We start from the raw sequence: 13,073 nt of genomic DNA on the forward strand, positions 1-13,073 counted from the left end.
CGTCAAGCCAAGGTCAAGTCCTGTGGTGCCGGGGAAGGTTGACCCGGATTGGAGTGTTCTTGTAATGCGCGCAACACCCCGGCGTATCACTGGGCGTTGTACAACGTAAGCTGTACCGGTGCCGAATCGAGGCAAGTGGGGCGATACCCCCTAGGCATCCTGTCCGCCAGGAGGTCCCCCAGTCGGGAGGTCCGGCGGCGTGTCCGAAATGGGATGTATTGGGTCAGCAGTGTAGAACGGGAGATGTGACGGCAATGACGGGAAATCTCCAGCTCCGCGAGGCTTTCGCCGTCCCCGCACCGGGCAGCGCGCAATGACGGGCACCCGGCAGGCGCACCCCGAGGCCGCCGCGCGCGCCACCCTCGACAAGGCCGCCCACGAGAACTTTCCCGTTGCCCCCTTCTTCCTGCCGCGCGCGTGGCGCGATGACCTGATGGCCGTGTACGGCTACGCACGCCTCGTCGACGACATCGGCGACGGCGACCTCGCACCCGGCGGAGCGGACGCCCGCCATCTCGGGGTCGAGGCGGCGTCGGCCGAGGACCGGCTCGCCATGCTCGACGCCTTCGAGGCCGACCTGCGGCGCGTCTTCGACGGCACGCCCCGGCACCCCCTGCTGCTCGCCCTCCAGCCGACCGTGCGCCGCCGCTCGCTCACCCCCGAGCCCTTCCTCGGTCTGATCGCGGCCAACCGCCAGGACCAGCTCGTACGGCGCTACAAGACGTACGACGATCTCCTCGCCTACTGCGAACTCTCCGCCAACCCCGTCGGCCGCCTGGTTCTGCAGATCACGGGGACCGCCAGCCCCGAGCGCGTCCGCCGCTCCGACGCCGTGTGCACCGCGCTCCAGGTCGTCGAGCACCTCCAGGACGTCACCGAGGACCTGGGCCGCGACCGGGTCTACCTGCCCGCCGAGGACATGCAGCGGTTCCATGTCACCGAGGCCGACCTCGCCGCCGGAACCGGGGGCGCGTCGGTGCGCGCGCTGGTCGCGTACGAAGCCGAACGCGCGGGGCGGCTGCTGAATGAAGGCACCCCGCTGGTGGGTAGCGTCCACGGCAGGCTTCGGCTGCTGCTCGCCGGGTTCGTGGCCGGGGGGCGCGCAGCCCTCACCGCGATCGCGGCCGCCGGACACGATGTCCTGCCCGGACCGCCCAAGCCCACCAAGGCGAATCTGCTGCGTGAAGTGGGAGCTGTCTTGCGAAGAGCGCGTAGAGAGGGGTGAGCCGGACGATGGAGGGACCGACGGAGGTGTCCGCGCCGGTGCAGGCTGCGTACAGCTACTGCGAAGCCGTCACCGGGCAGCAGGCGCGTAACTTCGCCTACGGCATCAGGCTGTTGCCGGCCGAGAAGCGACAGGCCATGTCGGCGCTCTACGCCTTCTCGCGGCGCGTCGACGACATCGGCGACGGCACGCTCGAGCCGAAGGCAAAGCAGGACAGGCTCGAAGGCACGCGCGAACTCCTCGACCGCATCCGGCACGGCGCGGTCGACGAGGACGACACCGACCCGGTCGCCGTGGCGCTCGCGGACGCGTCGCGCCGCTTCCCGCTGCCGCTCGGCGGGCTCGACGAGCTCATCGACGGCGTCCTGATGGACGTGCACGGCCGGACGTACGAGACCTGGGACGACCTCAGGGTCTACTGCCGGTGTGTCGCGGGCGCGATCGGGCGGCTCTCCCTCGGCGTGTTCGGCACGCAGCCCGGCGCGCCCGGCGCCGAGCGGGCCTCCGAGTACGCCGACACGCTCGGCCTCGCCCTCCAACTCACCAACATCCTCAGGGATGTTCGGGAGGACGCGGGCAACGGACGTACCTATCTGCCCGCCGACGACCTCGCCAAGTTCGGCTGTTCCGCGGCCTTCCACAGCGCCACCCCGCCGCCGGGATCCGACTTCGCGGGACTCGTGCACTTCGAAGTCCGGCGCGCCCGCGCCCTCTTCGCCGAGGGCTACCGGCTGCTCCCCATGCTCGACCGGCGCAGCGGCGCCTGCGTCGCCGCTATGGCGGGCATCTACCGCCGGCTGCTCGACCGCATCGAGCGCGACCCCGAGGCGGTGCTGCGCGGCCGCGTGTCCCTGCCCGGACGCGAGAAGGCGTACGTTGCCGTCCGCGGCCTGTCCGGACTCGACGCCAGGCACGTGACCCGGCTGACCCTCAGGGGGCGTTCCTGATGCGTCCGTACGCGTACAACCGGTGGGCAACCGTCCGGCGCGGCGCGGCGTCCCTGAATGCAACGGCCCGAGGGGAGGTCGCATGACGGACGACGACGGCTTGCGGTCCCGGAACGCGGTGGTGGTCGGCGGGGGACTCGCCGGAGTCACGGCGGCGCTGCAACTCGCCGACGCGGGAATCCGCGTCACTCTGGTCGAAGGCCGCCCTCGTCTGGGCGGCCTCGCCTTCTCATTCCGCCGCGGCGACCTCACCGTCGACAACGGCCAGCATGTCTATCTTCGCTGCTGCACCGCCTACCGCTGGTTCCTCGAGCGGGTCGAAGGCGCTCATCTCGCCCCGCTCCAGGACCGGTTGGACGTACCCGTACTGGACGTCGCGCGGGCCAGGGGCGCGCGGCTCGGACGGCTGCGCCGTACCGCGCTGCCCGTACCGCTGCACCTCGCCGGCAGCCTCGCCACCTACCCGCACCTCTCGCTCGCCGAGCGGGCGGGCGTCGGGCGCGCCGCACTCGCGCTGGGCAGGCTCGACCCGGCCGATCCGGCCCTGGACGGCATCGACTTCGCGACCTGGCTGCGCCGCCACGGCCAGTCGCAGCGCACCATCGAGGCCCTGTGGGACCTCGTCGGCGTGGCGACCCTGAACGCCACCGCGCCGAACGCCTCGATGGGGCTCGCCGCCATGGTCTTCAAGACCGGACTGCTCTCCGAGCCGGGCGCCGCCGACATCGGCTGGGCGCACGTGCCCCTGGGCGAACTGCACGACACCCTGGCCCGCAAGGCCCTCGACTCCGCGGGCGTACGCACCGAGCGCTCGACCCGCGTCAGGGAGATCTCCCGCGCGGAGCACGGGCGCTGGCGTGTCGAGGTGGACGGCGAGCAGCTGGACGCGGACACCGTCGTCCTCGCCGTACCGCAGCGCGAGACCCATGCCCTGCTGCCCGACGGGGCGCTCGAGGTCCCCGACCGGCTGCTCGACATCGGCACCGCGCCGATCCTGAACATCCATGTCCTGTACGACCGCAAGGTGCTGCGCCGCCCCTTCTTCGCCGCGCTCGGCACCCCGGTCCAGTGGGTCTTCGACCGCACCGACGCATCCGGGCTGAAGGACGGCCAGTATCTGGCGCTGTCCCAGTCCGCGGCCCAGGACGAGATCGACGCACCTGTGGCCGAATTGCGTGAGCGCTATCTGCCCGAGCTGGAGCGGCTGTTGCCCGCCGCGCGCGGCGCGCGGGTGCGTGACTTCTTCGTCACCCGGGAGCGGACAGCGACGTTCGCCCCGGCCCCGGGCGTCGGCCGGCTGCGACCCGGTGCGCGCACCCGCGCACCTGGCCTGTACCTGTCCGGCGCGTGGACCGCCACCGGCTGGCCCGCGACCATGGAGAGCGCCGTACGCAGCGGTTTCAGCGCCGCGGGCGCCGCACTCTCCGCGCTCGGCCGCCCCCATGAACATCCGCTCAAGGAGGCGGCGTGAGCCTTAGTACTGGAACAAGAGGAGAGACCGTGCCGACTGTGCCCTCGGCGAACCCGGCTGATGACACCGCAGCTGGCGGAGAGAGCCTGGACATCCTCGCGCTGCTGGAGCGCGGGCGGACCATGTCCACCCCGGTGCTTCGCGCCGCCGTGGACCGGCTCGCGCCGCCCATGGACACCGTCGCCGCCTACCACTTCGGCTGGATCGACGCGGAGGGACAGCCCTCCGCCGGCGACGGCGGCAAGGCCGTACGCCCGGCGCTCGCGCTGCTCTCCGCCGAGGTGGCCGGAGCCGCGCCCGAGGTCGGTGTCCCCGGCGCGGTCGCCGTCGAGCTGGTGCACAACTTCTCGCTGCTGCACGACGACCTGATGGACGGCGACGAGCAGCGCCGCCACCGCGACACCGTATGGAAGGTGCACGGCCCCGCCCAGGCGATCCTCGTCGGCGACGCCCTCTTCGCCCTCGCCAACGAGGTTCTCCTCGAGCTCGGCACCGTCGAGGCCGGGCGTGCCACGCGCCGGCTGACCACCGCATCGCGCAAGCTGATCGACGGCCAGGCCCAGGACATCTCCTACGAGCACCGCGAGCGGGTCACCGTCGAGGAGTGCCTGGAGATGGAGGGCAACAAGACCGGCGCGCTGCTGGCCTGCGCCGTCTCCATCGGCGCGGTGCTCGGCGGGGCCGACGACAAGACCGCCGACACGCTGGAGGCGTACGGCTACCACCTCGGCCTCGCCTTCCAGGCCGTCGACGATCTGCTCGGCATCTGGGGCGACCCTGTCTCCACCGGCAAGCAGACCTGGAGCGATCTGCGCCAGCGCAAGAAGTCCCTGCCGGTCGTCGCCGCGCTCGCTGCCGGCGGACCGGCCTCCCAGCGTCTCGGGGAGCTGCTCGCGGCCGACGCCAAGAGCAATGACTTCGACAGCTTCTCCGAGGCGGAATTCGCCACGAGGGCGGCCCTGATCGAGGAGGCGGGCGGCCGCGAGTGGACCTCCCAGGAGGCCCGCAGGCAGCACGCCGTCGCGATCGAGGCCCTCAGCGGTGTCGACATGCCGGAACAGGTCCGTACGCAGCTCGTCGCGCTCGCGGACTTCGTCGTCGTACGAAAGAGATGATCGCTATCGCCCGTATATGCGTGTCTTCTGGGGGCTAGCCCCCCTCAGGCCCTCAAGCAGTCGCCGGCCGGTGCCCCTTCGTGGTACCGGCCGACGGAGACCCCAGCACAGCAGAGAACCACTGCACCGAAGGGGAAGCCATGACAGCGACGACCGACGGAAGCGCCGGGCCCGTGAGGGCCGGCGCAGCCGCGGCCAGCAGGACAACGGACACGACTTCCGCCGCGAGCGACATCCTCGAGGCTGCCGGGCGGGCCGCGGAACGCTCCGTCCAGCATCTGCTGGGCCGCCAGGACGCCGAGGGCTGGTGGAAGGGCGATCTCGAGACCAATGTGACGATGGACGCGGAGGATCTCCTCCTGCGCCAGTTCCTCGGCATCCAGGACGCGACGACCACCGAGGCGTCCGCCCGCTTCATCCGGGGCGAGCAGCGCGAGGACGGGACCTGGGCCACCTTCTATGGCGGTCCCGGTGAACTCTCCGCCACCATCGAGGCGTACGTCGCGCTGCGGCTGGCCGGGGACCGGCCGGACGAAGCGCACATGGCACGCGCCTCCGCCTGGATCCGCGAGCAGGGCGGCATCGCCGCCGGCCGGGTCTTCACCCGGATCTGGCTCGCGCTGTTCGGCTGGTGGAAGTGGGACGACCTGCCCGAGCTGCCGCCCGAGCTGATCTTCTTCCCCAAGTGGATGCCGCTGAACATCTACGACTTCGGCTGCTGGGCGCGCCAGACGATCGTGCCGCTCACCGTCGTCTCCGCGAAGCGGCCGGTACGGCCGGCGCCGTTCCCCCTCGACGAGCTGCACACCGACGCCCGGGTGCCGAACCCGCCCAAGCCGATGGCGCCCGCCGCGAGTTGGGACGGCTTCTTCCAGCGCGCGGACAAGGCACTGCACGTGTACCACCGGTTCGCGCCGCGCCGGCTGCGCCGCGTCGCTATGAACGCCGCCGCGCGCTGGATCATCGAGCGACAGGAGAACGACGGCTGCTGGGGCGGTATCCAGCCGCCCGCCGTGTACTCCGTGATCGCCCTGCACCTGCTCGGCTACGACCTCCAGCACCCTGTGATGCGTGCGGGACTTGAGTCGCTGGATCGTTTCGCCGTGTGGCGGGACGACGGCGCCCGCATGATCGAGGCCTGTCAGTCGCCGGTCTGGGACACCTGCCTCGCCACCATCGCGCTCGCCGACGCGGGACTGCCGGCCGACCACCCGGCGCTCGTCAAGGCCGCCGACTGGATGCTGGGCGAGCAGATCGTTCGGCCGGGCGACTGGTCCGTACGCCGGCCCGGACTCACCCCGGGCGGCTGGGCGTTCGAGTTCCACAACGACAACTACCCCGACATCGACGACACGGCCGAGGTCGTCCTCGCCCTGCGGCGGGTCAAGCACCACGACCCCCGGCGGGTGGACTCGGCGGTCGAGCGTGGTGCGCGCTGGACGCTGGGCATGCAGTCCAGGAACGGTGCCTGGGGCGCGTTCGACGCCGACAACACGAGCTCGTTCCCCAACCGGCTGCCGTTCTGCGACTTCGGCGAGGTCATCGACCCGCCGTCGGCGGACGTCACCGCGCATGTCGTCGAGATGCTGGCGTACGAGGGCAAGACGCATCACCCCCGTACCCGCCGCGGCATCGAGTGGCTCCTCGCCGAACAGGAGACGAACGGCCCCTGGTTCGGGCGCTGGGGCGTCAACTACGTATACGGGACGGGGTCGGTGGTGCCCGCGCTGATCGCGGCCGGGATGCCCGCCGCGCACCCCGCGATCCGCCGTGCCGTCCGCTGGCTCGAATCCGTCCAGAACGACGACGGAGGCTGGGGCGAGGACCTGCGCTCCTACCGCGAGGACAAGTGGATCGGTCACGGCGCCTCCACCGCGTCCCAGACCGGCTGGGCGCTGCTTGCCCTGCTCGCGGCGGGGGAGCGGGAGACCAAACCGGTGGAGCGGGCCGTGGCCTGGCTCGCCGAGACCCAGCGGGCGGACGGCTCCTGGGACGAGCCGTACTTCACCGGCACCGGCTTCCCCTGGGACTTCTCCATCAACTACCACCTGTACCGGCAGGTCTTCCCGCTCACCGCGCTCGGCCGCTATGTGCACGGGGAGCCCTTCGCCGGCCGCACGGACAACCGTGAGGGGGGCTGATGCACGATTCCCCGGAGCCGTCCGGCTCTGCCGCGCCGCTGCTGATCGCCTGTGCGCTCGGCATCGAGAAGCTCGCCCTGCGAAGCGGCGACCGCAGTGGCGCCCGCGGCCAGGTGACCGTGCTCCGTACGGGCATGGGGCCGGACAACGCGGAACGTGCCCTGCTCGGCGCGCTGGCCGGCGGTCCGCTCAGGGACGCGGCGGTCGTCGCGTCCGGCTTCTGCGCGGGGCTGGCCCCAGGGATGCACCCCGGGGACCTGGTCGTCGCCGACGAGACCCGTGGCGCGGCCGGTGCCACGGTCTGCACCAGCACGGAACTGCTGGTCAAGGCGGTCGCCAGGGCTGTCCCGGGACGCACCGTGCACACCGGCCCGCTGACCGGGTCCGACCATGTCGTACGCGGGCATGAGCGGGCCGAGCTGCGTGCCACCGGGGCGATCGCGGTGGACATGGAATCGGCCGCCACCCTGCGCAGCGCTCTGAGCGCCGGGCCCCGCCCGGTTGCGGCCGTCCGGGTGGTCGTGGACGCTCCAGAGCATGAGCTGGTCCGTATTGGCACGGTGCGCGGTGGAATATCAGCCTTCCGTGTTCTTCGCGCCGTCCTTCCTGCTTTCTATGAATGGCACCGTTCTTTGCTGCTCCCCAGGAGGTGAGCTAGATGGCCATGCCGCTCCGCCAGACCATCAGGGTCGGGACGTACCTCTTTGAACAAAAGCTCCGCAAGCGTGAGAAGTTCCCGCTCATCGTCGAGCTGGAACCCCTCTTCGCCTGCAATCTGGCGTGTGAGGGGTGTGGGAAGATCCAGCATCCGGCCGGAGTCCTGAAGCAGCGCATGCCGGTCGCCCAGGCCGTCGGGGCGGTGCTCGAGTCCGGTGCCCCGATGGTCTCCATCGCGGGCGGCGAGCCGCTGATGCACCCTCAGATCGATGAGATCGTCCGGCAGCTGGTGGCCAAGAAGAAGTACGTCTTCCTGTGCACCAACGCGATGCTGCTGCGCAAGAAGATCGAGAATTTCACCCCTTCTCCCTACTTCGCGTTTGCCGTGCACATCGACGGGCTGCGGGAGCGCCACGATGAATCGGTCGCCAAGGAAGGGGTGTTCGACGAGGCCGTGGAGGCGATCAAGGAGGCCAAGAAGCGCGGCTTCCGGGTCACCACCAACTCCACCTTCTTCAACACCGACACCCCGCAGACCGTCATCGAGGTGCTCAACTACCTCAATGACGATCTGAAGGTCGACGAGATGATGATCTCGCCCGCGTACGCCTACGAGAAGGCGCCGGACCAGGAACACTTCCTGGGTGTCGAGCAGACCCGCGAGCTGTTCAAGAAGTCCTTCGCGGGCGGCAACAGGCGGCGCTGGCGGCTCAACCACTCACCGCTCTTCCTCGACTTCCTCGAGGGCAAGGTCGACTTCCCGTGCACGGCGTGGGCGATCCCCAACTACTCGCTCTTCGGCTGGCAGCGACCCTGCTATCTGATGGCCGACGGATACGTCCCCACCTACCGGGAGCTCATCGACGACACCGACTGGAGCAAGTACGGCCGCGGCAAGGACCCGCGTTGCGCCAACTGCATGGCGCACTGCGGCTACGAGCCCACCGCCGTCCTCGCCACCATGGGCTCCCTCAAGGAGTCCCTCAGGGCGGCACGGGACACCGTCTCGGGAAACCGCGGGTGACGTGATGTCCCAAGGAGAGCCGGTCGCACTGGGGCTCCCGGAGCTGCCGGCCCGGCCGATCGCGATGCGCCGCACCTCGCGGCGCATCCAGGTCGGCACCGTGGCCGTCGGTGGGGACGCGCCGGTGTCGGTGCAGTCGATGACGACGACGCGTACCTCGGACATCGGGGCGACGCTGCAGCAGATCGCCGAGCTGACGGCGTCGGGCTGTCAGATCGTGCGGGTGGCCTGTCCCACGCAGGACGACGCCGACGCGCTCGCCACGATCGCGCGCAAGTCGCAGATTCCGGTGATCGCGGACATTCACTTCCAGCCGAAGTACGTGTTCGCGGCGATCGACGCGGGCTGCGCGGCGGTGCGGGTGAACCCGGGCAACATCAAGCAGTTCGACGACAAGGTCAAGGAGATCGCGAAGGCGGCCTCGGCCACCGGCACCCCGATCCGTATCGGGGTGAACGCCGGTTCGCTGGACGCGCGGCTGCTGAAGAAGTACGGCAGGGCGACGCCGGAGGCGCTGGTGGAGTCCGCGCTGTGGGAGGCGTCCCTCTTCGAGGAGCACGGCTTCCGCGACATCAAGATCTCGGTCAAGCACAACGACCCGGTGGTGATGGTGGGCGCCTACCGGCAGCTGGCGGCCGCCTGCGACTATCCGCTGCATCTGGGGGTGACGGAGGCGGGACCGGCGTTCCAGGGGACGATCAAGTCCGCCGTGGCCTTCGGTGCGCTGCTCAGTGAGGGCATCGGCGACACGATCCGGGTCTCGCTCTCGGCTCCGCCCGCCGAAGAGGTCAAGGTCGGCATCCAGATCCTGGAATCCCTGAATCTGAGGCAGCGGCGGCTGGAGATCGTCTCCTGCCCGTCCTGCGGGCGGGCGCAGGTGGATGTGTACAAGCTCGCCGACCAGGTCACGGCGGGACTCGAGGGCATGGAGGTGCCGTTGCGCGTCGCCGTCATGGGGTGTGTCGTCAACGGTCCTGGCGAGGCGAGGGAAGCGGACCTCGGTGTGGCGTCGGGCAATGGGAAGGGTCAGATCTTCGTGAAGGGCGAGGTCATCAAGACCGTGCCCGAGTCGAGGATCGTCGAGACCCTCATCGAAGAGGCGATGAAGATCGCCGAATCCATGGAGGACGCAGGGGTGGCCTCCGGGCGGCCCGCCGTCACCGTGAGCTGAACAGCATGTGAAGGGGGTCCGACCGTGACGATTCTTGAGAGCATCCGGGGGCCGCGCGATCTGAAGGCGCTGACCGAAGCGGAACTCGACGAACTCGCCGAGGAGATCAGGGAGTTCCTGGTCCAGGCGGTGGCCAGAACAGGGGGCCATCTGGGACCGAACCTCGGGGTGGTGGAGCTGACCGTGGCCCTGCACCGGGTCTTCGACTCGCCCGTCGACCGCATCCTGTGGGACACCGGGCACCAGAGCTACGTGCACAAGCTGCTCACCGGCCGGCAGGACTTCTCCAAACTGCGCGGCAAGGGCGGACTCTCGGGCTATCCCTCCCGCGAGGAGTCCGAGCACGACGTCATCGAGAACTCCCACGCCTCCACCGTCCTCGGCTGGGCGGACGGCTTTGCCAAGGCGCATCAGGTGCTGGGCAGCAGCGGTCATGTCGTCGCGGTCATCGGGGACGGCGCGCTCACCGGCGGCATGGCCTGGGAGGCGCTCAACAACATCGCCGCGGCGAAGGACCGGCCGCTGATCATCGTCGTCAACGACAACGAGCGGTCCTACGCGCCGACGATAGGCGGCCTCGCCAACCACCTCGCCACGCTGCGTACGACGGACGGCTACGAGCGGGTGCTGGCCTGGGGCAAGGACGTCCTGCAGCACACGCCCGTCATCGGTCAGCCGCTGTACGAATCACTGCACGGTGCGAAAAAGGGCTTCAAGGACGCCTTCGCACCGCAGGGGATGTTCGAGGACCTGGGCCTTAAGTACGTCGGGCCGATCGACGGGCACGACATCGCGGCCGTCGAGTCGGCGCTGCGGCGCGCGAAACGCTTCCACGGGCCCGTGCTGGTGCACTGTCTGACCGAGAAGGGGCGGGGCTACCAGCCCGCGCTGGAGGACGAGGCGGACCGCTTCCACACCGTCGGTGTGATGGACCCGCTCACCTGTGAGCCGCTCGCGCCCTCCAACGGGCCTTCCTGGACCTCGGTGTTCGGGGACGAGATCGCCGACATCGGTGGGCGGCGGCCGGACGTCGTGGCGATCACCGCGGCGATGCTGCATCCCGTCGGTCTGACGAAGTTCGCGGAGCGCTTCCCCGAGCGGGTGTGGGATGTCGGGATCGCCGAGCAGCATGCCGCGGTCTCCGCGGCCGGGCTCGCCACCGGCGGGCTGCACCCGGTCGTCGCCGTCTACGCCACCTTCCTCAACCGAGCCTTCGACCAGCTGCTGATGGATGTCGCCCTGCACAAGTGCGGAGTGACCTTCGTCCTCGACAGGGCGGGCATCACAGGTGTCGATGGGGCATCGCACAACGGCATGTGGGACATGTCGATCCTGCAGGTCGTACCCGGGCTGCGGATCGCCGCGCCGCGCGACGCCGAACGGCTGCGCCAGGAACTGCGCGAGGCCGTCGAGGTGGCCGACGCGCCGACCGTAGTGCGCTTCCCCAAGGAGTCGGTGGGGGAACCCGTCGATGCGATCGGGCGGATCGGCGGGATGGACGTACTGCACCGGGCGGACGACGCGGAGGTGCTGCTGGTGTCGGTCGGCGCACTCGCCTCTGTCTGTCTGCAGACGGTGGAGCTGCTCGGGGGGCGCGGGATCCGCTGCACCGTCGTGGACCCGCGCTGGGTCAAGCCAGTCGACGAGCAGCTCGCGCCGCTCGCGGCCCAGCACCGGCTGGTGGCGGTCGTGGAGGACAACAGCCGCAACGGCGGTGTGGGTTCGGCCGTCGGACAGGCGTTGCGCGACGCGGACGTGGATGTGCCGCTGCGTACCTTCGGCATCCCCGAGCAGTTCCTCGCGCACGCGAAACGCGGCGAGGTGCTGGCCGACATCGGCCTCACACCGGTCGAGATCGCGGGGCGTATCAGTGCCTCGATGGCAGTCAAGGAGAGCTGAGGAATGACCGAGCCGGCCACGGGCAGCGAGCCGCTCAAGGGCTTCGATCTGGCGAGGCTCCTCGCGGAACGCGGGGCAGAACGCTATGAGCTGCATGCGCGGCATCTCAACCACCAGCTGCCGCGCATGCTGCACACCATCGGCTTCGACAAGGTCTACGAACGGGCCGAGGGCGCGTACTTCTGGGACGCCGATGGCAACGACTATCTCGACATGCTCGCGGGCTTCGGGGTGATGGGGCTCGGCCGGCATCACCCCGTCGTACGCAAGGCGCTGCACGACGTCCTCGACGCTTCGCTCGCGGACCTCACCCGTTTCGACTGCCAGCCGCTACCGGGGCTCCTCGCGGAGAAGCTGCTCGTGCACAGCCCGCATCTGGACCGGGTGTTCTTCGGCAACAGCGGTACGGAGGCGGTGGAGACCGCGCTGAAGTTCGCCCGGTACGCGACCGGGAAGCCGAGGATCCTGTACTGCTCGCACGCCTTCCACGGGCTGACCACCGGGTCACTGTCGGTCAACGGCGAGTCGGGCTTCCGCGACGGATTCGCGCCGCTGCTGCCCGACACGGCGATCGAGCTCGGTGATCTGGCCGCGCTGGAGCGGGAGTTGAGGCGGGGCGATGTCGCGGGCTTCGTCGTGGAGCCCATCCAGGGCAAGGGCGTGCAGGCGAGCCCGCCCGGATTCCTGTACGCCGCACAGGAGTTGCTGCACAGGCACAAGGCGCTGCTGATCGCCGACGAGGTGCAGACCGGCCTGGGCAGGACCGGAGACTTCTACGCGTACCAGTACGAGGCAGGGGTCGAGCCGGATCTGGTCTGCGTCGCGAAGGCGCTCTCGGGCGGGTACGTACCGGTCGGGGCGACCCTCGGCAAGGACTGGATCTTCAAGAAGGTCTACTCGTCGATGGACCGGGTGCTGGTGCACTCGGCCAGCTTCGGCTCCAACGCCCAGGCGATGGCCGCCGGGCTCGCGGTGCTCTCGGTGCTGGAGGACGAGCACGTCGTCGCGAACGCGCGCGTGACCGGGGAGCTGCTGAGGTCACGGCTGGCCGCGCTCGTCGAGCGCTATGAGCTGCTGCACGATGTGCGGGGGCGAGGCCTGATGATCGGCATCGAGTTCGGCCGCCCGGACTCGATCAAGCTGCGCAGCCGCTGGACCATGCTGCAGGCCGCCCGCAAGGGTCTCTTCGCGCAGATGGTGGTGGTGCCGCTGTTGCAGAAGCACCGGATCCTCACCCAGGTCTCCGGCGACCATCTCGAAGTGATCAAGCTGATTCCGCCGCTGACGATCGGGGAACGGGAGGTCGAGCGGTTCGTGGCGGCCTTCACCGAGGTCATGGACGATGCGCACGGCGGTGGCGGGCTGATGTGGGACTTCGGCAGGACGCTGGTCAAGCAGGCGGTCTCCAACCGCTGAGCTCCTT

General features: G+C 70.0%; 10 protein-coding genes. All 10 read left to right on the forward strand.

Translation table 11 applies throughout. The features are described 5' to 3' along the window. Nucleotides 1-313 precede the first annotated feature (313 nt). The 10 genes from hpnC to SLUN_RS34245 all read left to right on the forward strand — a co-directional run bounded on the left by hpnC (nucleotide 314) and on the right by SLUN_RS34245 (nucleotide 13,066). Complete coding sequence (gene hpnC, locus SLUN_RS34200; RefSeq protein ID WP_108153796.1) at nucleotides 314-1,225, forward strand: squalene synthase HpnC; 912 nt, start codon at nucleotides 314-316, stop codon at nucleotides 1,223-1,225. Nucleotides 1,226-1,233: 8 nt separating this feature from the next. Continuing rightward, complete coding sequence (gene hpnD / locus SLUN_RS34205) at nucleotides 1,234-2,172, forward strand: presqualene diphosphate synthase HpnD (RefSeq protein WP_108153797.1); 939 nt, start codon at nucleotides 1,234-1,236, stop codon at nucleotides 2,170-2,172. Between the two features lie 82 nt (nucleotides 2,173-2,254). Beyond that, the gene (hpnE, locus tag SLUN_RS34210) at nucleotides 2,255-3,643 is read left to right on the forward strand and encodes a hydroxysqualene dehydroxylase HpnE (RefSeq protein ID WP_108153798.1); all 1,389 of its coding nucleotides are present in this window, start codon (nucleotides 2,255-2,257) and stop codon (nucleotides 3,641-3,643) included. A gap of 38 nt (nucleotides 3,644-3,681) precedes the next feature. Beyond that, nucleotides 3,682-4,758 (forward strand): polyprenyl synthetase family protein, encoded by a 1,077-nt coding sequence (locus SLUN_RS34215; protein ID WP_108155095.1) that lies wholly within the window; start codon nucleotides 3,682-3,684, stop codon nucleotides 4,756-4,758. 140 nt (nucleotides 4,759-4,898) lie between these two features. Further along, a complete protein-coding gene (shc, locus tag SLUN_RS34220; RefSeq protein ID WP_108153799.1) occupies nucleotides 4,899-6,899 on the forward strand; it encodes a squalene--hopene cyclase in 2,001 nt (666 codons plus the stop codon). Beyond that, complete coding sequence (locus SLUN_RS34225) at nucleotides 6,899-7,552, forward strand: phosphorylase family protein (protein ID WP_108153800.1); 654 nt, start codon at nucleotides 6,899-6,901, stop codon at nucleotides 7,550-7,552. The genes shc and SLUN_RS34225 overlap by 1 nt, the downstream gene beginning before the upstream one ends. A 5-nt stretch (nucleotides 7,553-7,557) precedes the next feature. After that, nucleotides 7,558-8,580: an adenosyl-hopene transferase HpnH gene (gene hpnH, locus SLUN_RS34230; protein WP_108153801.1), complete on the forward strand. Its 1,023-nt coding sequence runs from the start codon at nucleotides 7,558-7,560 to the stop codon at nucleotides 8,578-8,580. Between the two features lie 4 nt (nucleotides 8,581-8,584). Further along, on the forward strand, nucleotides 8,585-9,751 hold the full coding sequence (gene ispG, locus SLUN_RS34235; protein ID WP_108155096.1) for a flavodoxin-dependent (E)-4-hydroxy-3-methylbut-2-enyl-diphosphate synthase: 1,167 nt from the start codon (nucleotides 8,585-8,587) through the stop codon (nucleotides 9,749-9,751). A 24-nt stretch (nucleotides 9,752-9,775) separates the two neighbouring features. Then, nucleotides 9,776-11,650, forward strand: coding sequence for a 1-deoxy-D-xylulose-5-phosphate synthase (gene dxs / locus SLUN_RS34240; protein ID WP_108153802.1), 1,875 nt, complete (start codon nucleotides 9,776-9,778; stop codon nucleotides 11,648-11,650). A 3-nt stretch (nucleotides 11,651-11,653) separates the two neighbouring features. Beyond that, a complete protein-coding gene (locus SLUN_RS34245) occupies nucleotides 11,654-13,066 on the forward strand; it encodes an aspartate aminotransferase family protein (RefSeq protein WP_108153803.1) in 1,413 nt (470 codons plus the stop codon). Nucleotides 13,067-13,073 lie beyond the last annotated feature (7 nt).

Source organism: Streptomyces lunaelactis (genome assembly GCF_003054555.1).
GTDB classification, from domain to species: Bacteria; Actinomycetota; Actinomycetes; order Streptomycetales; family Streptomycetaceae; genus Streptomyces; species Streptomyces lunaelactis.

Bases quoted from the DNA above. Each gene is read 5' to 3' on its own strand.
- hpnE (WP_108153798.1), top strand. From the start codon at position 2,255: ATGACGGACGACGACGGCTTGCGGTCCCGGAACGCGGTGGTGGTCGGC.
- hpnD (WP_108153797.1), top strand. From the start codon at position 1,234: ATGGAGGGACCGACGGAGGTGTCCGCGCCGGTGCAGGCTGCGTACAGC.
- ispG (WP_108155096.1), top strand. From the start codon at position 8,585: ATGTCCCAAGGAGAGCCGGTCGCACTGGGGCTCCCGGAGCTGCCGGCC.
- hpnH (WP_108153801.1), top strand. From the start codon at position 7,558: ATGGCCATGCCGCTCCGCCAGACCATCAGGGTCGGGACGTACCTCTTT.
- SLUN_RS34245 (WP_108153803.1), top strand. From the start codon at position 11,654: ATGACCGAGCCGGCCACGGGCAGCGAGCCGCTCAAGGGCTTCGATCTG.
- SLUN_RS34225 (WP_108153800.1), top strand. From the start codon at position 6,899: ATGCACGATTCCCCGGAGCCGTCCGGCTCTGCCGCGCCGCTGCTGATC.
- hpnC (WP_108153796.1), top strand. From the start codon at position 314: ATGACGGGCACCCGGCAGGCGCACCCCGAGGCCGCCGCGCGCGCCACC.
- shc (WP_108153799.1), top strand. From the start codon at position 4,899: ATGACAGCGACGACCGACGGAAGCGCCGGGCCCGTGAGGGCCGGCGCA.